The sequence below is a fragment of the Limnobacter sp. 130 genome, from assembly GCF_902506325.1.
GTDB lineage: Bacteria > Pseudomonadota > Gammaproteobacteria > Burkholderiales > Burkholderiaceae_B > Limnobacter.
Genome location: NZ_LR732331.1, coordinates 146,411 through 169,671 on the forward strand (window position 1 = coordinate 146,411; position 23,261 = coordinate 169,671).

Below are 23,261 nucleotides of genomic sequence, written 5' to 3' on the forward strand. Positions count from 1 at the left end.
GGGCTTTTGTTAAAGCCCGCCGCTTTTGTTTTTTTGCAGGGAATGATTAATGCAGCACAACTATGCCAAACCCGCCTGGATGAAGAACGTCAAGCGCGAAGTTCGGTGTGCGGGGTTCGAACTGGAGTTTGCCGGCTTGGACTTGCAGTCTGCGGCAGCCGCAGTGGCCAAGGCCTTGCAGGGTGAAGTGATTCGTGACACGCAGGCCGAGTGCAAGGTAAAACATCCCGAGTTCGGTCATTTTAAAATTGAACTGGACTGGAGTTTCGCCAAGAACATGGCCCGCAAGCGCCTTGAAGAGCAGGGCGCAAATGAAGATGCTGTGCTGGCTTTGATGACAGATTTGGCCCGGCAGATAGTGCCCTTGGAAGTGGTGTGCCCACCCATCCCCGTGAACAGGCTTTCCGTACTCAACGACATGGTGACCAAGCTGCGAGAGGCAGGGGCCCTGGGTACTTCCGATTCGCTTATTTATGCTTTTGGGGTACACATCAACGCCGAGTTGCCTGATCTGAATTCACAAACCATCGTGCCCTATCTGCAAGCCTATTGTGTGTCACAGCACTGGTTGATGAAGGCGCACAGAATTGATACCTTGCGCCGTTTGACGCCCTACATTGACATGTATCCGAAGCGGTATGTGGAATTGGTCATGGCTTACACAGCCGATACTCCGTTGTCGCAGATCATCGACGATTATCTGGAGTTCAACCCCACCCGAAATCGGGGCATGGACCTGTTGCCTTTGTTCAAGCAAATTGATGAGGCTCGTGTACTGGCAGTGGTCAGCGATGAGCGTGTGAATGCACGCCCAACCTTTCACTATCGCTTGCCGAATTGCGAAATCGAAAAACCGGGCTGGACTTTAACGGACAGCTGGAATATTTGGTGTGTGGTGGAACACCTGGCCGCTGACCCGGTCACATTGAGGTCCATGTGCGAGCAGTGGATTGAGTACAACCAGAATTTAATCAACCTGAAGGAAGAGCCTTGGCACCAGGAACTGGCGCACATTCACGAAAACCTGTTGTCGGTGTAACTGGCAATGCCAAGTGGTGGTCGCCGTCGTGGTTCAGCATTCGCATGGCCGTGTGGCTGGCTGGTGGGCAGGCCCGACGCATCAGCGTGAGGCACCACTGGCCAATTGATCAAATTGATGCCTTGATCGTAAGTGGTGGGGACGATATCCACCCTTCGCTCTATGGCGAAGAAGAAGCACCCAAAGCACACTACGACCCCGATCGCGATGCGCTGGAACAGGCGCACATTGCCTGGGCATTGAAGCATGGCTTGCCCATGTTGGGCATTTGCCGTGGTACCCAGTTAATCAATGTCAGCCTGGGCGGCAGTTTGCACATCGACATTCGCGCAAGGCGCAAATTAACTTCAAACCGGGGCACCGTGTTGCCGCGAAAAACAGCGGCATTGCGTGCCAGCAGTTGCCTGGCAGCGGTAACCTGCGCCAGCCGGTTGCGCATCAACAGCCTGCACCATCAGGCCATAGACGAGTTGGGCCAAGGGGTACGAATTGTGGCCCGCGACCTGGACGGTTTTGTGCAGGGCATTGAGCCCGACGGCGCATGCCAATGGCTGGGGGTGCAATGGCACCCGGAATATTTGTTGTACCGCCCCAAACACAGGCGCTTGTTCAAATGGCTTGTGCAACAATGCAGGCAAGCTCCCCAGAGTCAATAATCCATGTCGTATTCCTTGCTGTTTGCTTCCGCCTTTTTGGCAGCCACCATTTTGCCTTTCTATTCCGAGGTGGTGCTGTTCGCCATGATCCGTGCAGGCGAACCCGCCGGCCTGTTGCTTGCAGTTGCGACAATGGGCAATACCCTGGGGGCTGTGGTGAATTGGGTGCTGGGGCGTTACCTGCTGCACTTTCAGCACAAAAAATGGTTTTATTTCAAACCCAGGCAAATCGAGAAAATGCAGGCTTGGTTTCAACGCTATGGTGTCTGGAGCCTGTTGTTTGCATGGATGCCCGTTGGTGGTGACCCGTTGACGCTGGTCGCCGGTATTATGCGAGTAAACCTGTGGCTGTTTATCCTGCTTGTGGGCGTTGGTAAATCGCTGCGTTATGTGGCTGTGATTTACTTTTCTGAAATGTCGGTGGCCTGGTTCTAATTCATTGAATGGGAAGGAAATGGTGTTGTTATGAATCCAAGTGATTTGCCCAATCTGGACGCAAACTGTTTTAAGCAACCCGATCGGGAATTGTTGGGTGACAGCCTGTTGCACCCACCCCGAATCCTGATTTTGTATGGTTCTTTGCGCGCTCGCTCTTTTAGTCGACTTGCCGCAGAAGAGGCTGGGCGCTTGCTCACGCTGATGGGGGCAGAAGTCCGGTTTTTCAATCCCGATGGTTTGCCTTTGGTGGATGACGCCAATGAGCAGCACCCCAAGGTGCAAGAACTGCGTGAACTGGCCGATTGGTCGGAAGGGCAGGTGTGGAGCTCGCCCGAGCGCCACGGCGCCATGACCGGCGTGATGAAAACACAAATTGACTGGTTGCCGTTAACCGGTGGCGCCAAGCGGCCCACGCAGGGCAAAACACTGGCGGTGATGCAAGTGTGTGGTGGCTCGCAGTCGTTCAATGCAGTGAACCAGTTGCGGGTACTTGGGCGCTGGATGCGCATGATCACCATTCCCAATCAATCGTCAATTGCCAAAGCGTTTATGGAGTTTGACGAAAGTGGCCGAATGAAGCCTTCCCCGTACTACATCCGTTTGGTGGATGTGATGGAGGAGCTGATGAAGTTCACCTTGCTGACCCGTGGTCACGCACAGTATTTGGTAGATCGCTATTCTGAGCGGGTAGAGTCTGCAGAGGAATTGTCCAAACGAGTCAACCAGCGCAGCATTTAATTTGAAAACATTTGTCTGTTTAATTGCGTTGATCTGTGCAGGCCTTGCCCACGCTGGCAACGTCACAGTGGCTGCTGCTGCCACCTTGCGTCACGCACTCGATGAAATATCGCCCCGGTTTACCCAAGCGACTGGGCATACACTGAAGGTGGCGTATGGCTCCTCGGGCAACTTCTACAGTCAAATCAAACAGGGTGCCCCTTTCGATGTATTTTTGTCAGCCGACATGGTGTTTCCCCAAAAGCTGGTGGACGAAAAGTTGGCCGCTGCACCCGTTGTGCCGTATTCGGAAGGACGACTGGTTTTGCTTGTGCCGCACCAAAGTGCATTAAAACCCGATGGCAGTTTGAAAGACCTGGCCGCCGCGCTGAAAGACGGTCGCCTGAACAAACTGGCCATTGCCAACCCCGCGGTGGCACCGTACGGCATGCGGGCACGAGAGGTTCTGATCCAGATCAAGTTGTGGGATGCATTGCAAGGAAAACTCGTGATGGGCGAAAACATTGGGCAGGCCACGCAATTTGCGACCTCTGGTGCGGCTCAGGGCGGTTTGGTGGCCTTGTCTTTGGCAATTGCACCCGAGGTGGCCGCACGCGCAAGCCACAGTTTGATTCCCAAAGAGTGGCATCAGCCACTGATTCAGGGCATGGTCTTGTGTCAAGCAGGTAACCCGGCTGCCAAGGCGTTTGTGCAGTACATGCAAACGGAAGCAGCCCGCGCGGTTCTGAAAAAATATGGCTACGATCCGGTGTTAAAACCATGATGGACTGGTCTGCTTTCTCGCTTTCCATTCAACTTGCTTTAAGCACATTGCTGGTATTGTTGCCCATTGGCCTGGTCTCGGGGCGCTGGCTTGCCCGCACCCAGTTCAAGGGCCGAACCTGGATTGAAGCTGCAATTTTACTGCCGCTTGTTTTGCCTCCCACTGTGATGGGGTATTACCTGTTGGTGGCGGTGGGGGGTGGTTCGCAAGTGGGGCAGTGGTTGCAAAGTACGTTTGGCATCACGCTGACTTTTAATTTTGCCGGGCTGCTGCTGGCCTCGGTGCTGTTCAACATTCCTTTCATGTTGCAACCCATTCAACGTGCTTTTGAGTCGATTCCCCACAATTTAAATGAGGCTGCACAAGTCAGCGGTTTGGGTAGCTGGGCGATTTTTACCAAAGTGGAATTGCCATTGGCCTGGCCTGGCATTTTGTCGGCCATGGTACTGACATTTGTGCACACGCTGGGCGAGTTTGGCGTTGTGCTCATGATCGGTGGCAATATTCCTGGCGAAACCCGAACTTTGGCGATCTCCATTTACGACAGTGTGCAAAGTTTCGATTTGAAAGCAGCCAACACCATGTCGCTGGCCTTGTTGATGTTCTCATTGGTGGCGGTGGCCGCATCCCTGTTGTTGTCAAACCGAAGAAGGCGCAACAAATGAGCCTGCCCACAAGTCTTCACATTGAGTTTGAGCAACTCAAACCCATGCCACTGCGTGGAAGTTTTCATTGTGAGGCGGGTCAACTGCTCGCCCTGGTGGGGCCTTCGGGGGCAGGTAAGTCTTCCATTTTGCGTGTATTGGCAGGTTTGATGAAACCCGCGAAGGGGCGCATCGAAGTGGGTGGCCAAGTGTGGTTAGACACTACAAAAGGCGTGTTTCAAACACCCCAGCAACGCCGGGTTGGCTTGGTGTTTCAAAACTACGCCTTGATGCCCCACTTAAGCGCAGCTGCCAATGTGGCTTTGGCTTTGCAGCACTTGCCCAAAGGCGATCAAATTATCGAAGCAGTGCAGTGGCTTAAACGTGTGCGCCTGAGCAATGACGAAGCCATGCGCAAGCCCGCCGAATTGTCGGGAGGGCAGCAGCAGCGAGTGGCTTTGGCCCGTGCCTTGGCCCGCGAACCGAAGTTGTTGTTGCTGGACGAGCCGTTCTCCGCAGTCGATCAAATGAACCGCGAAGGCCTTTACCGATTGCTGGCAGAACTGCGCAGCGACCTGAATATTCCGATTGTGTTGGTGACCCACGATCTGAATGAAGCCCGCATGTTGTGCGACAAACTGGTGGTGCTTGACCATGGGCAGGTGTTGCAAGAAGGCGAGGCCTTCGATGTACACCGCAGACCTCGCAATTCTCGTGTGGCCGATTTGGTGGGTATTCAAAACCGGTTCCATGGTGCATGGCTGGGCCCTTCGGATCATCCGGGATTTGGCATGCTGCAGTGGACCAGCGCGCTGGATACGCAACAGGCCTTGCCGTCGAACAGCTTTCAGCTTCAGGTCAAAGACAAAGGAAAAATTCCGCCAGGTTTCCCCGTGAATTGGGTGGTGCATGCCGATGGCCTGGCCTTGAAACCCGCAGCTTATAATTTGCAACGCGATGGATTTGTGGTGTTGCCCGCGCATGTCGATGCCCACCGCGACTTGGGTGAACTCAGCCTGATCGATCTGACCATGGAAGTGGCGCCTTTTGAAACACTGAAAATGGCGGTGTCGGGGGCCCAGCGTTTGGGCCTGAAAAAAGGTGCACCCTGTGTGGTGGAAATGGAGTTGGGGCTAATCCATATCATGCCCAAAAAACACCGGCAGTAAAAAGCGCAAAAGTTGTTAAGTAAAGTATCTTGATAAGTAAGTAACTGATTTACAAAATGAATCTGAAAGTGTTGGCTTGAAGTATGAAGGTTTGGAGACAATTCAAACTTACAAGAAAACATGAGCAAAACACTTCACACTGCGCTGGCGTTCAGCACGCTTGCGCTTTTGGCTGGTTGCCTGGGCGGCAATGATTCCAGCACTGTGGCCGGGGGCGACAGCCCCACCGTGACCAATCCCAACGAAGAAACACCCGTGGACCTGAAGCCCGGTGATGGCATTCGGGTTTTATCCAACCGCGCTGATTTGATCAGCGACGGCAATGCCCTGGTTGAAATTACTGCAGAAGACCCCGCCAACCTGCAAGTGGTGCGCGTAATGTTGGGCACGGTTGATGTGAGCGATCAGTTTGCCTTGCGTGAAAATGGCCGTTACATGGGCCGCATTCAAGGCTTGACCTTGGGTGAAAACCGCATCATGGCGGTGTTGAAAAACACAGGCCGCATTGTTGCCACCATCATCAATCACCCCAACGGTGGCCCTGTGTTTTCCGGGCCGCAAGTGCAGCCCTGGACCTGTACCAACGAAGGCGCAGTGGATGCCCAATGCAACCAGCCTGCCGTGTTCAGTTTTTCTTATTTGCCTGCCAACAAGTTGCAGCATTTTCTGAGCAATTCCAATTTTCAGGAACAGGAATTTGCCCCCACTTTCCTGCCTTACGACCCGGCGAACCCACCACCCGCCAGCGAAATTGCAATGACCACGACCGACAACGGCGTGACCGTGCCTTTCATCATTCGCACCGAGCGTGGTGTGCAAAATCGCGATCGGTATCAAATTCGCACGCTGTTTAATCCGGCAGAAGATTGGCAACCCTGGAAGCCGCAGCCCCAATGGAACGGCAAGGTGTTGGTTCATCACGGTGGCAATGTGGGCGTGAGCTATGCGCCCGGCAATCCTCCCAATGGCGACATTTCCGGCACAGCCCCGGACGGCGCTGAATTCTTGCTGGGTGACAGCATCACCGTGGCCTTGGGCCGGGGTTTTATTGCCACCTCCACAGCCATGGCCAATTTGGGTCACAACGTGAATTTGGTGACTGCTGCAGAATCACTGATGATGGTGAAAGAACGCATTGTTGAGCAGTACGGCGAAATCCGCTACACCATGGGCACAGGTTGTTCGGGTGGGGCCATTGCGCAGCAGCACATTGCCAATGCCTACCCCGGAATTTATCAGGGCATTATCGTGCAATGTTCGTATCCCGATGTATGGACTACCGCAAGCCAGTTTGCAGATTACAACCTGTTGAATTCCTATTTTGGCAACCGTTACCAAGGCGTGAACGAGGCGGAAAACGCCAATCAGTTCCCGAATTTCAACCAAAACTTTTTGCCCTATGTGCAGTGGAGCGCTGTCTACGGGCACTTGCCGGTCAACCCTGTGTTGTCTGACAACGCCTTTTTCCCCAAGGCCTATCCTTATGCCCAGAATTGCCGCGGCTTGAATGGCGCAGCCACGCCTTATGACCCCGTGAACAACCCGGGTGGTTTGCGTTGCGGCTTGATCGATTACATGAGCACCCAGTTCGGCTTTAGAACGCCCGATGTGTGGAGCGCCAACGAGAAAAAAATTGGTCGTGGGTTCGGCGGCATACCGCTGGACAATGTGGGCGTGCAGTATGGCCTGGGCGCCTTGAAGCAGGGCACCATCACGGCCAATCAATTTCTGGATTTGAACCGCAACATCGGTGGTTTCGATGTGGACATTCAACGTGTGGCCAAGCGCACCGTGGCCGACCCACTGGCTTTGACCAATTCGTACAAAACCGGTGCAGTGAATACGGCTGAACATTTGAGCAATATTCCGATTATCGACTTGCGCGGCCCCGACCCCGGCATTGCCCACGATGCATTTCACAGCTGGCAAATGCGTGCACGCTTGAACGCCACCCAAGGGCATTTTGACAACCATGTGATCTGGTTCGGTCAATTGGTATTGGCGGGCGATTCCACTTACAGCACAGAAGCCTTGCTGGTGATGGACCGCTGGCTAAGCCAGATTGAAGCCGATGGCAGCACCAAACCCTTGCCGGAAAAAGTGGTGGCCAACAAGCCCCGTGCTGCGCGAGACAAATGTTTATCGGCCCAAAGCATTTATGCCGAAGACGGGCCGTTTGTGCCAATGAGTGGCAACCTGTTCTTCCCCGATCCGATTTTGCCCATGGCCAATTCCAGCAGCATTCCAAAGCCACCACCCGAGGCGGGTCAAATTTTTGACCAGCTGAGCAATCAGGTGTGCGGTCTGGATTTCTCGGCGGTGGATTCCACTGGCATGTCGGCTCAACTGACCGGCCCGATTGCCGAGCTGCAACACGTGCTGGTGCAAACGCGTTTCGGTACACCTCGCACCGTGGCTGGCGACGACATTCGCACCCTGGCCAACAAATGCGTGTTGAAACCAGTTGATGCAGCAGACTACGCAGGTGTGGTGCCGATGGCCGATACAGCTGCTTTTGTGGCGCAGGTGAAAGAAATTTTCCCGCAAGGTGTGTGCGATTACACCTTGCCGGGTGTGGGTACACAGCCCACACAGACCTGGCTGCGTTACGGCACTGCCACTGAGAAGATCATTGGTGGCGTACCTTTGCCCGCCAAACCTGCCAACTCAAGGCAGGGTTGGGCGTCTGCTGCGTTTCGAAATTAACAGTCTTTAATTGTTAATTAATTTAAAAACATTAATTTATCAATTCAGAGAGAAGAGGGGACTTTACCGCTGTAATGTCCCCTTGTTCCCGCCGGGATGTTGGCACACTGGGCAGTAATCAATACATTGAAACTGCTCCATCTTGAACTTCGAACAGATCACCCCTGACTTACTGGAGCACAGCCCTGTTGGTTTGATGCAGATCGATCACCACGGGAAGATCCTTTCTCTGAATGCTTTCTGTGCAGACCTGTTTGGCTACACCGTACGCGAACTGCACAACAAAAATTTCGAGTTGCTGCTGCCTGCCCATTTGCGTGCCGGCCATGCTGTCCTGTTTAAAGGTTTTCTGCAGTCTTCCCAGGGCCGAATGATGGGCCAGGGTACCGGGCAAAAATACTTCCCGGCCTGTCGCAAATCAGGTGAAGAAATCATGGTTCAGATCGGCTTGAATGTGAACCGCGAGGGTGCCTGGCCCTTGGTTACTTTGGCCATTGCCGATGTCACTGAAAAAGCCAGGCTTCTTGCCGAATTGAAGCACGGCAACGAGCGTTTAAGGCACAAAACAAAAGAGTTGATGCAGGTGATTCGGCAGCAAAATCACTTTTTGAACGTGGTCAGCCATGAACTGCGTACCCCACTGAACAATTCTCTCGAAATGCTGAACCAGCTTTCCGCAACGCAACTGGATGAAGACCAGGCTGAGCTTTTTCAAGACCTCGACAAAGCCAATATTGACGTAACCCGCAGCGTGCGAATGTTGATGGATTATGCCGACAGCATGTTGGGCGATCTTCAACTGGACGAAGAAGAATTCGATTTAAGAGCCTTGTGGATTGATCGTTTGCGTTTGGTGCAGCGCGCTCACCCGGGTCAAATTCATCTGCTGCAAAGTGCAGAACAATTTGAATTTGATCCCATTGTGTTGGGCGACAAGGTCAGGATCGGGCGGATGATGCATGGCCTGATCGACAATGCCATGAAGTTTTCAGATGCCAACCAGATTCGGGTCGAAATTTCGTTTCATGCCCAGCCTGAGCCAGAATTCCATTTTCAGGTCAGCGACAACGGCATTGGCATGGCTGCCGGGCTGATTGATTCGTTAGGAACTCCGTTTGCAAACCAATCGGAACGTCGCATGCGCGGTGGTGGTGGCATGGGGGTCGGTTTTTACCTCACGCACAAGTATCTCGAGATGATGAACGGTCAGTTCCAGATACAAAGTGAACTGGGCAAAGGCACGTGTGCCGGTTTTCAGATTCCGGTCAAGCTGGTGGGGCGGGCCACTGCCCAGTCTATTTCCACGCAGAATCCTGAAAGCGAATTGCCTTTGAACAATTTGACGTTGCTCTTGGTTGAAGACGATCCCGTCGTTGCCAAAATCAATGCAATTCGTTTGCGCAAACTGGGTGCCCAAGTGGTAGTGGCGGGCAATGGCCAAGTGGCTGTGGACATGCTTCAGGACAAAAGTGTCAATGTGGCGGCCATTTTAATGGACCTGCACATGCCTGTGATGGACGGTTTCAGTGCCACACGCCACATTCGTGACATGGTTGAATATGTGAAAACCCCAATAGTTGCTGTCACCGCAGGCTCGCGTTTGGCTGAATATGCCCGTGCCATGGCGGCAGGAATCGACGCCTTTTATTCCAAGCCTTTTGAGCCCAATGTGCTGGTGCAGTACTTTAAGGCGCGTGGTGTCATTCGCTAGTACAATGTAATTTTATTACCTCGGGTTTTTACCCGCTGAGTGAATGAATTTACTCGATCGAATCCGCATGGCGCTGGATCAGTTTTCCGGCGCCGAGCAAGCTGTGGCTACGCTGGTTTTGAAAGACCCCAGTGGTTTTCAGAAAATGCCGGTTACCGAGTTGGCCAAACGTGCAGGGGTGAGCAGCCCCTCCGTGGTGCGGTTTTGTAGAACGCTTGGTTATGAGGGTTTGAGCGACTTCAAACTGAAACTTGCTGCCAGCATGACCGAGGGCGTGCCCTTTGTTCATCAATCGGTGCAGGTCAGTGACACCCCTGAAATTCTGATTCAGAAAGTACTCGACAACGCAATTCACACACTGCGTACGTTTCGCAATACCGTACCCACAGCGCCCATTGCCAAAGCCACTCAGCTGCTTGCAAAAACCATCGCCAAAAAGGGTCGGCTGATTTTCTACGGCGTGGGCAATTCAGGGTTTGTGGCATTGGATGCCGAGCACAAGTTTTTTCGAATGGGCTGCACCGCGCATGCCTACTCCGATGGGCATTTGCAGATCATGGCAGCATCCATGTTGAACAAGGGCGATTGCCTCATCATCATTTCAAATTCGGGTCGCAGTCAGGACTTGCTGGACGCCACCCAAATTGCACGCGCAGCCGGTGCAAATACCATTGCGATTACAGCCTCGGGTTCACCCCTGGCCGATGCGGTGCAGGTTCATATACCCGCAGATCACGGTGAGTACTACGAACAGTACAGCCCCATGGTGTCGCGCCTGCTGCATTTGTGTATTGTGGATATTCTGGCCACGCAGGTGGCTATTCAATTGGGCGATTCAGTTCAGAAAAACATGGCGCGATTGAAAAAAAACCTGATCGAAAGTCGTTATGCCAAGTGAGTGGCGTCGGCAAAATTTTCGTGTAAAGCTTTAAAGCCGGTTTCGCAGGCAACAAGGCTGATGTTTTCGAAACCTGGCGCGTTGGGGAATTTCTCGTCGGCCTGTGCCGAGCACACCAACAGCACATTGCCCTGTTCGCCGCCAAAACACGGCATGGTGGGTTTGGCCAGTGGCAATTCAACGCTTTCAATAAATTCACCGCGCTCACTGAATCGGTCTAGTCGGTAGCCTTCCAGAATTGCAACCCAATAGCTGCCATCGGCAGAAAAGCAGGCACCATCTGGCCGTGCTGTGCCCTCAGAATATTGTTTGATCAATTGTTGATTGCTTAACTCACCTGTCTCGACCGTGTAGTCAAATCGCCAAATGCATTTGTGCCGGGTGTCGCTTAGAAAAACCGAGTCCCCCTTGGGTGAAAATGCAAGGCCATTGCCCACAATCAAATCAGCAATTTTCAGTTCTGCCTTTCCTGACTCAATGCAATACAGGGCAGCGGTCGCAGGGCTGCGTGCATCGACAAGGGTGGAAATCCAGATCCTGCCAACTGTGTCAGCCCGGCCATCGTTGAAGCGGTGTTTGCCCGAATCAAATGGTGCGTTCAGCTGATGTGTGCAGGTATCGCCTTCGATCAACCAGCCACCCTGCCTGCCCAGTGCCACCCAGGTGTCTGCTTTTGCAGTGGGCAGCACACAGCCCATTTCATCGGGAAGTTGCAAGGTGTGCAAGTTCTGTGGCTTGGGCTTGAAAATATCGTGTTGGTTTAATCGGTACAGCACGCGTTGATTGATGTCCACCCAAGCCCAGCCGCCATGCGCGTAGCGGGGGCTCTCAGCCAGGCTGCACGCAGGCAATGGCAGGGCTTGCCAAGGCATCATTGCGCAGCGTTTTTCAGAAAGTGGTTAATCAAGTGCGCTGTCACCGGGTTTTCTGCAGGGGCATGGCCAGGCGGCACACTGTGCTCCAGTTGCTCGGCAATGCCTTTGCCCAGCTCAACACCCCATTGATCGAAGGGGTTGATGTTTTGCATGGCGGCCAAGGCAGCGGTGCGGTGTTCCCACAGGCACAACAGTGCGCCGAGTGAGTAGGGTGTGAGTGAGTCGAGAAACATCATTTGAACCGGTCGGTGCCCGGGGCAAGATTTGTAATTGCTGGCCGGGTTGCCTAGTTCAGCGGGTGAGTTCAAGCGACCCACTGAGAAGGCTTCCGACTGTGCCAAAGCGTGAGAAAGCAAGACCTGGTGCGATCGCACTTCATCGTGGTCGGGTTGAACCACGGCAATCAATTCAACCGAACTCGCAATGCGGCTTTGATGAAGCATTTGAAAAAATGCATGCTGACCGTTGGTGCCCACATCGCCCCACAAAATGGGGCAGGAGGGCCTGTCAAGTAACTCGCCTTTGTTGTTCACGCCTTTGCCCAGCGATTCCATCCACAGTTGTTGTAGGTAGGGTACCAGCTGGCCCAAGCGAGAATCATAGGGGCTCAACATCAGCGAGGCCACGCCTTGCTCCAGGTTGTACAGGTCGCTCAGGGCCAGCAGGGTTGGAATACACTGGCTTGCTTTGCTTTCCAGTACATGCCCATCCATCAGGGCAGCGCCTTCCAGCAGTTCATTGAATACCAGGTTGCCATGCACCATGCGCACACCAATCGACACAGGGCCCCACAGTGAATAGCGCCCACCCACTGTTTCACTGAATTCAAATACGCGATCGGCGGCCACCCCCACTTCAATGGCCTTGTTCGGTTTGCAGGTGGCAGCGACCAATGCCTTGGCGCGGTAAGCAGGGCCAGCCGCATCCAGCCATTTGAAAATGTGCTGGGCATTGTGCAGGGTTTCGCGGGTTGAAAAGGATTTGCTGGCGATGATCACCAGCGTGGTTTTCGGATTGAGTGCTGCCAGTGCAGCTTTCATTTCATGAAAATCCACGTTCGCTGCAAAGCGGATTTTCAATGCAGGCGGCTCGCCCAAATCCAGTTTGCTGAACACGTCGTTGAGCAAGCGAGGACCCAGGTCGGAGCCACCAATGCCCAAATGCAACACGCTGTCATAAGGTACACCGTCCGGTGTGGTGTAGCGCCCGGATCGAACCTGATCAACGAAGGCTTCCATGTGCTGCTGCACCTGTTTGGTCAAGGCCAATTCATCGCGCCCATTGACCACCAAAGACACCGGAGAATGGTAGGCCTGTGCATTGCATGCTGCGCGCAGGGCCCAATGACCCGCTGGCCGGTTTTCCGTGCAATTGACCACTTCACCGCTGAACATGTGGTGAATGAATGTAGACAATTGTTGGTGAGCCTTTGTTTTTTCAAAGTTCAATACTTCGCTGGCGCTGTAAAGCTGCCTGTCAAGATTGATATGAATGGGACCAACACTTCGGGATAGGAAACCGGGATTCAAGGCTGATGTGTTCATGAATAAGGCATCAATAAAAAAAGGCGCTAAAGACAAGCTTTGGCGCCCAGTTTCGCACGACTTCAAGACAGAGTGTTTAATCTATCTGAAAATTTAGATCATGGTGTGCTTTGCGGCTCGGTCATGAAGCCGAGTTTTTCAATGCCGGCACGTTGTGCAGCAGCCATCACTTGCACCACTTTTTCGTACTCCACAGCCTTGTCGCCTTGAATGCGCAATTCAGGTTGTTTTTCCTGTTGCGCCACGGCCTGTAAACGAAGCTCCAGGTTTTCGAAGGTGAGTTCTTCATCGTTCCAGTTCAAGGTGCCGTCACGCATAACGCTGAGCGTGACGACATCAGGTTTTACTTCGGTGGGTTGCTGGCTGGCCTGTGGCAAATCTACTTTCACCGAGTGCGTAATCACGGGCACGGTGATGATGAAAATAATCAGCAGCACCAACATCACGTCCACCAGGGGCGTCATGTTGATTTCACTCATTTCCTGCTGATCGTCGTAAGAATTGAACGACATGGCTTACGCCTCCTTTTTCAAGGACATCGTGCGCACTGCGGAATCTTTTTGCATGGGTGAGCCGGTCAGGAAGTAGGCGTGCAGCTGGCGTGCAAAACGGTTCAACTTGCCCAGCAAGCCCTTGTTGGCTCGGGTTAGTGCGTTGTACCCCAGAACCGCCGGAATGGCCACAGCCAAACCGAAGGCTGTCATGATGAGTGCCTCGCCCACGGGGCCAGCCACCTTGTCAATGCTCGCCTGGCCGGAAACACCAATGCCAACCAAGGCATGGTAAATACCCCACACGGTACCGAACAGGCCAACAAACGGCGCGGTTGAACCCACGGAGGCCAGAATGGACAAGCCAGATTGCAGTTTTTCTGCGGCCTCGTCCATGGCGCCACGCAAGGCCTCGCTCAGCCAGTCGGCCAGGCTGATTTGTCCGTGCAAGTCGTCTTTGTTGGTGCTGTGGTGGTTGACCGCTGCCTGGCCTTCAATGGCCATGTGGTGAAACGGATTGCCGGTGTCTTTGCCCAGCACTTGAAGGCCTTCAGCAAAACTGTGTGTGTGCCAGAACTGATCGACTGCGCCCACATTTTTGCGCAAGCGGTACAGGCGAATGCTGCGGGTGATGATGACGTACCACGACGCGATCGACATGATCAGCAACAACAACGCAACGCTTTTGATGACCCAGTCGCCCTGGGCCCACATTGCGGCCATACCGTAGGGGTTGTTTTCCATTTCAATAAACCTCGCTTAAATTCAATGTTCTCAGTTATTCAATACAAAAGAAACCGGCTGTACGTACCAAAACGGTATTGGTTTGTCGCCTCGCTTGGCGGGCACATACTTCCAGGTTTTCACAGCCTGAAGGGCTGCGTTGTCCAGTCGCGCAAAGCCGCTTGACCGGTTCAGTTTGATCTCGCCCACGCTGCCGTCGGGCAGAATGTAAACGTCCAGCAAAACACGGCCTTGCTCACCCAATCTGCGCGACAGCGCGGGGTATTGCGGGGCAGGGTTATTCAGGTGCGCTGCATCGGTGCGGGGTGGTGTGACCGGTGCGGGTGCCACGGGTGCCGGGGCTGCCTTTTGCACAGGCGCTGGCGGCGCAGGTGGTGCAACCGGTGCAGTCTGTTCAACGGGTTCCGGTGCCACTTCACGAACAGGCTCGGGCCTTGGTGTGGGCTTTGGTGTGGGTTTGGGCACCGGTTTGGGTTCGGGTTTCGCAACCGGTTTTGGCTCGGGCTTCGGTGGTGGCGGAACCGGCTTTGGCGGTGGTGGTGCAGGCTCAGGAGCCACCAGCACACCGATCACGCTTGGCGGTGTAATCACCGGATCGCTAATGCTCATTTGCTGTGCCGCCCAAACCAAACCCAGCACGTGCAACAGCACCACGCCGACCAAAGTCGTGGCGTTGCCAAGGGATTGTGCGTTGTTGCTCAGCGGAGCACTCATTGGAATGGATAGGGTGTTCATCGAATCGTTTGTTGCCATTTTGCTTGCTGCCCATGGGGTGAGCAAGCCGGTGTCATGCATTCCAGTTTAGTGAATGAGAATTAATATCAAAGAGAGTGTAGCAGATCTTCACCTTTAAAACTCGACCGTCAGGTTCGGGTCATTACTCATGCAGCGCTGCCACCGAGAAGGGTCTTTCCGAGCGAGGAGGGCCTACCGGTGAGGATGCCAACTGTTGCGAAGAAGGAGATTTGCGGTAGACCCACGGCAATCTCACTCGGAAAGATTAAAACGAGAAGTGTTCTCATTATCATTTAGCTTTTTGATTTTATCAAGTGTTTTTTTAAGAAGCGCACCAGAAAAGGGTTTCAGGCGACTTGGCGCACGTTGTACACTATGGTCTTGAGTCGATTTATGAATGCAAGGGAGAAGAACAATGAAAGGTTCGAACAAGGTTATTGCGGCGCTGAATGCGCAGTTGAAGAACGAGCTAACAGCGATTAACCAGTATTTCCTGCATTCGCGCATTTTCGGGAATTGGGGTTTGGACGTGCTCAAGAAAAAAGAGTACGAAGAATCAATTGGCGAAATGAAGCACGCTGATTTGCTGATTGAACGTGTGTTGATGCTGGACGGGCTGCCGAATCTGCAAGACCTCGGCAAATTGATGATTGGCGAGAACACCCATGAAATTCTGCAAAGCGACCTGAAAATGGAAAGCGCAGCCCAGGTCACCATCAAAGACGGCATCAAGGTTTCCGAAGAAGAGCGGGATTATGTTTCTCGCGACATTTTGAAAGTGATTCTGGAAGACACCGAAGAGCACATCGATTGGCTGGAAACCCAGCTGAGCCTGATTGACAGGGTAGGTCTGCAGAATTATGAGCAGTCCATGATGGGTGTTTCAGAGTAAATTCTCTAAAGATTTTCACGATGCGTTGAAAAAACACTTGATTATAGTAATGCGAATCATTATTATTAATTTCAAGTTCAACGCATTTTGAGGTCCGCCCGTGATCGTATGCATTTGTGCCAATGTTAGCGACCGTACCATTTCCGAAGCTGTTCGCAGCGGTTGCGGTTCTGTAGACGACATCACCATGAAAACAGGTGCATGTTCAGGCTGTGGCCAGTGCCGCATGCACTGCCAAAGCGAAATTGATGCTCACAATACGCTGGTTCAGGTCAGCGAAATGAGCCAGCAAACAGCCTGATTTATTCCAGGTAAACAACCTGGGGCGGCGCGTGCATCAAGAAATTCTGGTGCGAAATATTCCACGCATAAGCCCCTGCCAGCGTAAACACCAGGTAATCACCAAGAGCCAATTCTTGAACCGGGAGTTGGTGGTGCAAACGATCTTTTGGTGTGCACAGCTGCCCCACAATATTCGCCGTTGAATTGTGTACAACCGCAGCCTGTCCGTTGCGGTGCACCCACACTGGGTGGTTGTGGCTTTGTGCCGCAGGCGTTCGGAAGTGATGGGTACCGCCTTTGCCAATCGCAAACCACTGTCCATGGCTTTGTTTCAGATCAATCACTTCCATCACGTAGTGCCCACAAAACGCGCTTACAAAGCGGCCGCATTCAAACCTGATTTGCCGTGTTTGCAGGTCGTGTTGCTTGATCAACTCATCAAGCTGACTACAAAATTGTTCCCAGTTGAACTGTTCGTCAACGCACTGGTAGTTCACGCCAATCCCGCCGCCCACATTCAACACTTTGCTGCGAATGTGCCATTGCGATTCCCATTCACGATTGATCTGAAAGTATCGTTCCATCAATTTCAAATGGTTCTCGACAGACATTTGATGCGACATGGAATGAAAATGAAATCCATCAAACTCAAGGTGTTGTGATTCTTGAATCAGCGCCAGCGCGGTGCCAAGGTCGCTGGGGTCGAGCCCAAAGGGGGTGGCTTGACCGCCCATTTGCAGTTTGCTGCCCGCGATACCGTCGAGCGCAATATTCATGCGCAGCATGATGGTTTGGGTTTGAGAGCCGTTGGCGCAAAGCGTGGCGAGGCGTTTCAGTTCAGTGAGACTTTCCACATGAATACAGGCCACATGTTGGTTCAGTGCCTGTTGCAGGTCTTCAGTGGTTTTGCCGGGGCCACCAAAAATCAGGGGTTTGCCAAATTGCTGCTCATTCAAGTGGGCCAGCTCGCCCGCCGATGCGGCTTCGAACCCGTCAACGTGTGGGGCCAGCGTGTTTAGCAGCCGCACATCGGGGTTGGCTTTGGCCGCGTAATACAGTTGGCAGTTTTGCGGAAGGTGCTGTTTCATGTGTTGTGCATGCGTGGCCAATGCAGGCAGGTCGTACACGTAGGCACACCAGGGTGATGTGCCTGAGCTGGCTTTTTCAACAAGCAGTTTCTTCAGTTTGTTTGTCATGGTGTGCAATCAAAGGATGTGAAAGAAATGTGTAGTCTGAAAGGCGGTCTGCCTTTCTGAATAAACGTGTTTTAAGATTGTTTTTCGATGCCAGTGCATGCCCTTGCAGCAAATCGGAAAGGGCCTGTGGTTCACCCAACTCATGGAGAATGTTTTGCAACAATGTTGCAAGGTGTTGCCAGGCGCGTTGTTCCAGGCCCGGGGTATGCTGGCAGGCGTGGAAAATCATCTCGGCAATGTTGTTCACGAGCAGGCAATAACTGACTCTTTTCCAGCCCTGGTCTGCGGAATAATGCACCGAAGCAATCGCACGTTCCGAAAGGTTTTTCAGGCGTTCATGGGGCCAATGTTGCGGAATCAGCTTGGTGCCTTCCAGGTCGCGGATCCATACCTGCACGGGCAATCCGTTTGAAGTGGCCAACACCGTATTTTGCAAATGCGGTTCAAGTACTACGCCATGTTTAAACAGCAAGGTTAGCGTGCCGGGTACCAGCAGTTTGAAGTAACACTGTAACCAGTTCAGGATGAATTCAGCCTTGCCTGCACCCTGCTGTGCGGCCTGTTCGGCCTGTTCGCCAAGTCGCAGTGCCAGTTGACTTTCACCCGAGTTGTTCCAGGCGGCAAGGGATCCAGCCATGTGAATATCGCTGTGCTGGGTGCGAAGTTGTTCCCTGAAAATAATTCCGAAGCTTTCCTGCAGGTTGACGGTTTCTTCGATGCTGGCGGCTGTGTAGGTTTGGTTCAGGTTCAGTGTGCAGGCCGACGGTTCCCGCAACATGCGAAAGCCAGGGTGCCTGTATTCAACCTGTTCAAAGGTGGGTGCAAGTAATTCAGTCATTCCCACTGCACTTTCAAGTTCGTACCATGCATTTTTGCGAATGCAGTTGGTCAGGCGAACATGAATGGAGCATTTCAAAAACACATCGAGTTCAGGGTGATACAGCGTGCGCACCGACGACGTGGGCCACACCACTTTGCCCAAAGGGCCAAGGTGGCGAATCAGTTTTTTCTGGTTTGCCTGTTGATAAATTCTTGAGCCCAGAACAAGGTTCACTTCCCATGGGTGGCAAGGGTACAAACCGCCACGCCCGGTTAGCACTTCAGACACTTTGTTGATCACTGGCTTCCCCAGTTCTTGCAGCAGGGCAGGATCAATGTCAAACCAATGCAACTGGAAAGCGGCGCCCACTTCTGGTGAGCAGTTCATAAGTTCGTCGGGCTGGACACCCGAGCGGCTTTTCGGACTCGGGTGAAACGGGTGCCCCCACAGCAAGGACTGTTCGGTGTGTTGCAAGGCGTTCAGGTAAGGCACTTTGGTGCTGTTCAAAAACCTTTGCATGTTCTGCAGGCTATTGTTGATCTGCGCCTGCAATTCGACGTTTGGTTCGGTTTGGGTCAGCATGGCCATGTGTTCGAGCAGGGCTTGAATGGCCGCTTGCGTACTCAGTACTTGCCATGGTTTTCCCATGGGTTTGGCAAACAGTTTTGAGCCCAGTTTGATCTGGTTCAATGCGCCCCGTGCCTGTACCTTGAAAGCGATTTTCAGCACGGGGTAGGCTGTGCGAATTCTTACGGTTTCGCCTTCCAGCAGGTCGCTTTGCAAGGCCTTGGGCAAGTCGCCCTGAGCATGCCAGTCGACCAGTTGATGCGGCACTGCAAATTCGCGCAGGTAGCAGTTCAGCAGGTGGTTGAGACTGTGGAGTTCAGCTTGAGACATTGGCGTGATCCTGTTTTTTGAATGTGATAAACAAGTGGCATGGCAGCAAGGCTTGCCACGGCGGAAAGCAGAAAAGGCGAAGCAAGGGTCATGTGGCTGACTGCAAAACCGGCACCAATGCCTGCGGCCACACCGGCCAGTTTTCCGACGCTATCGAGTGAACCAAACCAGGCGCCGGCGTGCGCAGCCTGAAATGATTTTGCAACCAGTTGGTGAATGCCGTGGTAACCCATCCAGATGCCAACGCCAAACAAAATGCGTGCTCCCGCCAACGCCAACTCGTTGCTGAATTGCCACTGAATGCATGCGGCAGTCGCAAGCGTCAACATGCTGAGTTGGCAATTGAAAGCCCAGTTTGGAAAACGCTTTTTCAGCAGCGGTTGAAGCAGTAAATAAACAAGGTGGGGCAGTACGTACAGCAGGGCAATGGCTGTTGTGCTGGCAATGCCGGGGGCAGCATAGGGAAGAAAATACGGGAATGTGACCACCATTGCGAAGCAGAACAGGGCTTGCAGACTGCACACGGCCAGCGTCGATGCATATTGATCTGGCGGGTTTATTTCATTGGCAATGGCATCTTTTTTTACCGCCGGGTTTAAGTGTGCCGAGTTCGGTTGGCTCGAGTCTTTGGGCAATGTGAAGGCATACAGTGCACCCAGCATGGGGAGAGCGGCCAACACAATGTACAGTTGTTGCAACTTGAGATACTCAATGCCAACAGCCAGCACCAATGGCGCAGTGAGCAGCGCCATGCGCGCGCTGAACTGTGTCCAGTTCAATGTGGCTGCCAGGGTTTCACGCGGCATGGTGGTGGCCAGATAGGAATTGGCCGCAGCCAGCGTGCCGCCCATGAGGCCTTGCAGGGTTAATGCCATGACCAGTTCGGGCACTGAACTGGCAACACCGACCCACACGAACGCGATGGACAAACCGGCCAGTGCACGAATCAACGAGAAACGCCGGCCAAACCGGTCAGCCACTTTGCCCCACAGCGGGCCGCTGAGTGCGGTCAGCAGTGTGGGCCATGCAAATACAAATCCGATCCATGGGCTGTTCGATGGCAGCCCCAGATCGGTGAACAGCAAGGGCAGGTAAAGGGGCATACCCAACACTGTGAATGCGGCCAGAAAATGGCAGGACAGCACTGCGAGCAAGACACGATTCATGGCAGGTCTCGCAAGGGGTTGGGGCCAGTCATGCCGTAAAACTTGTTCACGTCGCGTGCGCCGCACTCTTGTTTGCTCAACAGGCTCGCGCTTTGCAACAGGTACTTAACAGGATGCATGCGTGAATACAACAACAGCTCGCTGGCCAGGTCGGTGTCGAATCCCTCCTTGCGCAGGTTGCTCAGGGTGTGTTCAATGGCCTTGCGCAATGTAAGCAAAGCTTGTTGGCGATTCAGGGCACCACTTTGGGCGAGCCCGTCGAGCACAGCAAGCAAGTTCAGCTGCAGGGTGATGGTGATAAACATGTGGGCAAGCGGTGCCTCGTCGTTCACCAGAATGCGGGCGTCTTGCAGGTCGTGCACATTGTGTCCGTGGCTTGCAGCGGCTGTTTCAAAGCGACTTGGCCACAAACGTGCCGCGTCGTTGTCTTTCATCACAAGCGTGGGTGGTCGCCCTGGGCGCAACGACAGCACCGAATTTTGTTGATTCGATTCCAGCGCAATGCCATGTTGAATCCACAAGCGAAGGTGCACGCCAATCATCAGTGTGCAATAGCTTGCCCACCAGCTTTGCAAGTCTTGCCCTTGTTGTTCCAGGTACTCAAGCAGATAAGATTTTCCGCTGGGCATGGGGCTGCACAACGTGGCCACGGTAGCCAGTGTTTCATCGGGCAATTCTGCCGGGTACAGACGGTGTAAAAAACCTGCGGTGTTCAGTTGTTTGTAGCAGCCGGTGAACGATTCATCCACGTGTCGGTACAAGCCTTTGATTCCTTCATTGGTTTGTTCGATCGACGCAAGCGCCCGGGCAAACCAGTCGCCATCCCTCAGGGTAGATGGCTTGATGTAGCGAATATTTTTCTGGCCCAGTGTGGCAATGGGCATGGGTAGTTTGAGGTGTGAGGCGGGGTGGTTCAGCACGGCCACAGTGCGCACCGACAGCGTGGGTTTGACGGACAAATACGTGTGTGGTGCTTCAATGCTTTCCGGGATGCCCTGTGCTATTGCAGCGCGCATCATGGGGTGAACCGGCAGCAATGTGTGTGTGGTGCAAAGTGACTGTGGCAGACCCACCTGTGCCAGTGTGGGCCACCACACGGGTTCAGTGCCTGTACTTTCAAATTCGCTTGCAGGCACGGCAAACCAGGCCAGCTCAAACGTGGGGTTGAACTCGGGTGAATAGGCCTTCAGTTCGCTGGTGTCCATACCGAATTTTGCACGGGCGGTGGGGTAATACGGATGATCCAGAAAACTGGCCATTTGATCGGCGTGCAGCATGCGCTCGGCCCAGTTGCGCGGGCTGTCATTAAAATTCAGTTGGTGCTGCTGTTCTGTGTAGGTTTGATCACACAGCACGGTTTGATCAATGGCCGCTTGCACTTCAAGTTCATAATTTCGGTACAGGGCGGCTGAATCTTCGGGCAAGCCTTGCGCCAGAAAACGGATCCATTGCCTTGCGCCGTGTTGCTCAACCCACTGACCGTGTTGACGTATTTCCCAGTGGGGGTTGGTGGCCCGGTGGGTTTGCATGCTGGGGCTTTCTTTCACTTCAATTCTGCAGGCGGTGGGCAGGTGGTCGAACACCAGAAATGTGCGGCCTTCGTTGGCTTCAATACGTCCCAAACTGAGTAGGTTACGAACGTCTTCCCGCAGGCAGGTATTGATCAGTCGTAGCGCAATTCGCTGGTTGTGCAGTGTGTTCATTGAACGCTCCAGGGATTGCACTTGTAGGTTTCACTTTGTAGTTGTTGCAGTTCGATTTCGGAATCGGCCTGGAAGGTGAACACGCCAATGTAGTCTTTGTTGGAGTGGCTGATTTGTAATGTTTCCCCTTCCTGTTTGATTGCCCGGTATTGAACCTTTCCATTGTTTTCAATGCGCGGTGCCAGGCGCACGGTGCCTGGCTTGGACGCAACCAGGTAATTGATTTGTGCGTAGGTCGGTTTTACATGTGGCACGTCAATTTCATGACCAAGGTGAATTTGTAAAATGGATTTGAACCAGCCTTGTTCCACAAGTTGATCAAGCAAAAATTCGCGGTTGTCGCCAATGCTGCGGTAATTGATTTCCACCAAAACCGGGCCACGCGGAGTCACGATGAATTCACTGTGGCAAGCGCCCAGCGCCACGCCAAATTGCGCAAGAATGTGTGCCATGTGCGTGCGCCATTGCCGCGTGTGCGGGCCATTCCATTGCGCCGCAGTTTCAACAAAATAGGGTGGGTTGGACAGGCTGACGTCGAACCCGCCGATGGTGTGCAGGTGTTTGCCATCGCCCAGCGTTTCAAGCGTGATGAGCGGGCCGTCCATGAATTCCTCCAGCAACACGCTTTGCGATTCATCAATTTGTGCAAGATATTGATTGAGCTGTGCGGGCGTGTCGACGCGAACCACATCCATGGATGCCACACCTTGTGTGGGCTTGACCACCAAAGGGAAAGGCCATTCCATGTTTACCGGATCGCCGCGGCGAATTGTTTGACTCCAGATGGTGGGCAGGTGAAGCGATTCAAGCCTTTTTCGCATCCAGTGTTTGTTTTTCGCGTGGTAACAAACCTGCCAGGGTTTTGCAGGAACACCCAACAGCGAGGCCACCAGCGCGGTGCAGGTTTGAAGGTGATCGCTATTGGAGAATACGGCCCGGGGTTGAATTTTCAGTGCGGCGATCAGGTCAATTACTGCGATTGGGTTGAACACATCGCATTCATGAATGTGTACATTGGCCAGCGCTTGCTGATGTGCATGGCCGTGGTCGGTCAACACAATGACGTCGTGCCCCAGCGATTGGGCTGCTGGAATGAATCCATCGACAATCGCATTGTTCAAAACATGGGTCAGGAAAACAATGGTGGGTTTCAA

Annotated in this window: 22 protein-coding genes; 12 read left to right on the forward strand and 10 right to left on the reverse strand. The window is 53.3% G+C overall.

Annotated elements, in window-relative coordinates; translation table 11 throughout:
- Positions 1 to 49: 49 nt before the first annotated feature.
- The 10 genes from FRIGORI9N_RS13535 to FRIGORI9N_RS13580 all read left to right on the forward strand — a co-directional run bounded on the left by FRIGORI9N_RS13535 (position 50) and on the right by FRIGORI9N_RS13580 (position 10,762).
- On the forward strand, positions 50 to 1,039 hold the full coding sequence (locus FRIGORI9N_RS13535; RefSeq protein ID WP_159572259.1) for an amidoligase family protein: 990 nt from the start codon (positions 50 to 52) through the stop codon (positions 1,037 to 1,039).
- Complete coding sequence (locus FRIGORI9N_RS13540) at positions 991 to 1,695, forward strand: gamma-glutamyl-gamma-aminobutyrate hydrolase family protein (protein WP_236550902.1); 705 nt, start codon at positions 991 to 993, stop codon at positions 1,693 to 1,695. The genes FRIGORI9N_RS13535 and FRIGORI9N_RS13540 overlap by 49 nt, the downstream gene beginning before the upstream one ends.
- A 3-nt stretch (positions 1,696 to 1,698) precedes the next feature.
- A complete protein-coding gene (locus FRIGORI9N_RS13545; protein WP_159572262.1) occupies positions 1,699 to 2,130 on the forward strand; it encodes a YqaA family protein in 432 nt (143 codons plus the stop codon).
- 30 nt (positions 2,131 to 2,160) lie between these two features.
- Complete coding sequence (gene arsH, locus FRIGORI9N_RS13550) at positions 2,161 to 2,871, forward strand: arsenical resistance protein ArsH (protein ID WP_159572265.1); 711 nt, start codon at positions 2,161 to 2,163, stop codon at positions 2,869 to 2,871.
- 1 nt (position 2,872) lies between these two features.
- A complete protein-coding gene (gene modA, locus FRIGORI9N_RS13555) occupies positions 2,873 to 3,634 on the forward strand; it encodes a molybdate ABC transporter substrate-binding protein (RefSeq protein ID WP_159572268.1) in 762 nt (253 codons plus the stop codon).
- Entirely contained in the window at positions 3,631 to 4,299 is a 669-nt protein-coding gene (modB, locus tag FRIGORI9N_RS13560; protein ID WP_341236867.1) for a molybdate ABC transporter permease subunit, read from the forward strand. Before modA ends, modB begins: the two co-directional genes overlap by 4 nt.
- On the forward strand, positions 4,296 to 5,447 hold the full coding sequence (locus FRIGORI9N_RS13565; protein WP_159572271.1) for an ABC transporter ATP-binding protein: 1,152 nt from the start codon (positions 4,296 to 4,298) through the stop codon (positions 5,445 to 5,447). Before modB ends, FRIGORI9N_RS13565 begins: the two co-directional genes overlap by 4 nt.
- Before the next feature lie 120 nt (positions 5,448 to 5,567).
- A complete protein-coding gene (locus tag FRIGORI9N_RS13570; RefSeq protein WP_159572273.1) occupies positions 5,568 to 8,153 on the forward strand; it encodes a DUF6351 family protein in 2,586 nt (861 codons plus the stop codon).
- Positions 8,154 to 8,295: 142 nt separating this feature from the next.
- Entirely contained in the window at positions 8,296 to 9,864 is a 1,569-nt protein-coding gene (locus FRIGORI9N_RS13575; protein ID WP_159572275.1) for an ATP-binding protein, read from the forward strand.
- A 43-nt stretch (positions 9,865 to 9,907) separates the two neighbouring features.
- A complete protein-coding gene (locus FRIGORI9N_RS13580; RefSeq protein WP_159572277.1) occupies positions 9,908 to 10,762 on the forward strand; it encodes a MurR/RpiR family transcriptional regulator in 855 nt (284 codons plus the stop codon).
- On the opposite strand, the gene FRIGORI9N_RS13585 is transcribed toward FRIGORI9N_RS13580, so the two are convergent.
- From FRIGORI9N_RS13585 to FRIGORI9N_RS13605, 5 genes are all read right to left on the reverse strand, one after another.
- Positions 10,750 to 11,637 carry an SMP-30/gluconolactonase/LRE family protein gene (locus tag FRIGORI9N_RS13585; protein ID WP_159572279.1) on the reverse strand — a complete coding sequence of 296 codons (888 nt, stop codon included), beginning with the start codon at positions 11,635 to 11,637 and terminating at the stop codon, positions 10,750 to 10,752. The two genes, FRIGORI9N_RS13580 and FRIGORI9N_RS13585, sit on opposite strands and share 13 nt — an antisense overlap.
- Positions 11,634 to 13,181, reverse strand: coding sequence for a glucose-6-phosphate isomerase (locus FRIGORI9N_RS13590; protein ID WP_159572280.1), 1,548 nt, complete (start codon positions 13,179 to 13,181; stop codon positions 11,634 to 11,636). Before FRIGORI9N_RS13590 ends, FRIGORI9N_RS13585 begins: the two co-directional genes overlap by 4 nt.
- Before the next feature lie 98 nt (positions 13,182 to 13,279).
- Complete coding sequence (locus tag FRIGORI9N_RS13595) at positions 13,280 to 13,693, reverse strand: biopolymer transporter ExbD (protein WP_159572281.1); 414 nt, start codon at positions 13,691 to 13,693, stop codon at positions 13,280 to 13,282.
- 3 nt (positions 13,694 to 13,696) lie between these two features.
- On the reverse strand, positions 13,697 to 14,416 hold the full coding sequence (locus FRIGORI9N_RS13600) for a MotA/TolQ/ExbB proton channel family protein (protein WP_159572283.1): 720 nt from the start codon (positions 14,414 to 14,416) through the stop codon (positions 13,697 to 13,699).
- Positions 14,417 to 14,446: 30 nt separating this feature from the next.
- Positions 14,447 to 15,169: an energy transducer TonB gene (locus FRIGORI9N_RS13605; RefSeq protein WP_159572285.1), complete on the reverse strand. Its 723-nt coding sequence runs from the start codon at positions 15,167 to 15,169 to the stop codon at positions 14,447 to 14,449.
- Between the two features lie 397 nt (positions 15,170 to 15,566).
- Here FRIGORI9N_RS13605 and bfr point away from each other — a divergent pair, with 397 nt between their 5' ends.
- Both bfr and FRIGORI9N_RS13615 read left to right on the forward strand, forming a co-directional pair.
- Entirely contained in the window at positions 15,567 to 16,043 is a 477-nt protein-coding gene (gene bfr, locus FRIGORI9N_RS13610; RefSeq protein ID WP_159572287.1) for a bacterioferritin, read from the forward strand.
- A 100-nt stretch (positions 16,044 to 16,143) separates the two neighbouring features.
- Positions 16,144 to 16,344, forward strand: coding sequence for a bacterioferritin-associated ferredoxin (locus tag FRIGORI9N_RS13615; RefSeq protein WP_159572289.1), 201 nt, complete (start codon positions 16,144 to 16,146; stop codon positions 16,342 to 16,344).
- Position 16,345: 1 nt separating this feature from the next.
- Here FRIGORI9N_RS13615 and FRIGORI9N_RS13620 read toward each other — a convergent pair whose 3' ends face one another.
- Genes FRIGORI9N_RS13620 through FRIGORI9N_RS13640 form a run of 5 tightly spaced genes read right to left on the reverse strand, consistent with a single transcriptional unit; the run spans position 16,346 to position 23,261 of the window.
- Positions 16,346 to 17,521: a type III PLP-dependent enzyme gene (locus FRIGORI9N_RS13620; RefSeq protein ID WP_159572291.1), complete on the reverse strand. Its 1,176-nt coding sequence runs from the start codon at positions 17,519 to 17,521 to the stop codon at positions 16,346 to 16,348.
- On the reverse strand, positions 17,490 to 19,238 hold the full coding sequence (locus tag FRIGORI9N_RS13625) for an IucA/IucC family siderophore biosynthesis protein (RefSeq protein ID WP_159572293.1): 1,749 nt from the start codon (positions 19,236 to 19,238) through the stop codon (positions 17,490 to 17,492). The genes FRIGORI9N_RS13620 and FRIGORI9N_RS13625 overlap by 32 nt, the downstream gene beginning before the upstream one ends.
- Positions 19,199 to 20,404: an MFS transporter gene (locus FRIGORI9N_RS13630; RefSeq protein ID WP_159572295.1), complete on the reverse strand. Its 1,206-nt coding sequence runs from the start codon at positions 20,402 to 20,404 to the stop codon at positions 19,199 to 19,201. Before FRIGORI9N_RS13630 ends, FRIGORI9N_RS13625 begins: the two co-directional genes overlap by 40 nt.
- Positions 20,401 to 22,107, reverse strand: coding sequence for an IucA/IucC family protein (locus FRIGORI9N_RS13635; protein ID WP_159572297.1), 1,707 nt, complete (start codon positions 22,105 to 22,107; stop codon positions 20,401 to 20,403). The genes FRIGORI9N_RS13630 and FRIGORI9N_RS13635 overlap by 4 nt, the downstream gene beginning before the upstream one ends.
- Positions 22,104 to 23,261 carry an acetyl-CoA carboxylase biotin carboxylase subunit family protein gene (locus FRIGORI9N_RS13640; protein WP_159572299.1) on the reverse strand — a complete coding sequence of 386 codons (1,158 nt, stop codon included), beginning with the start codon at positions 23,259 to 23,261 and terminating at the stop codon, positions 22,104 to 22,106. The genes FRIGORI9N_RS13635 and FRIGORI9N_RS13640 overlap by 4 nt, the downstream gene beginning before the upstream one ends.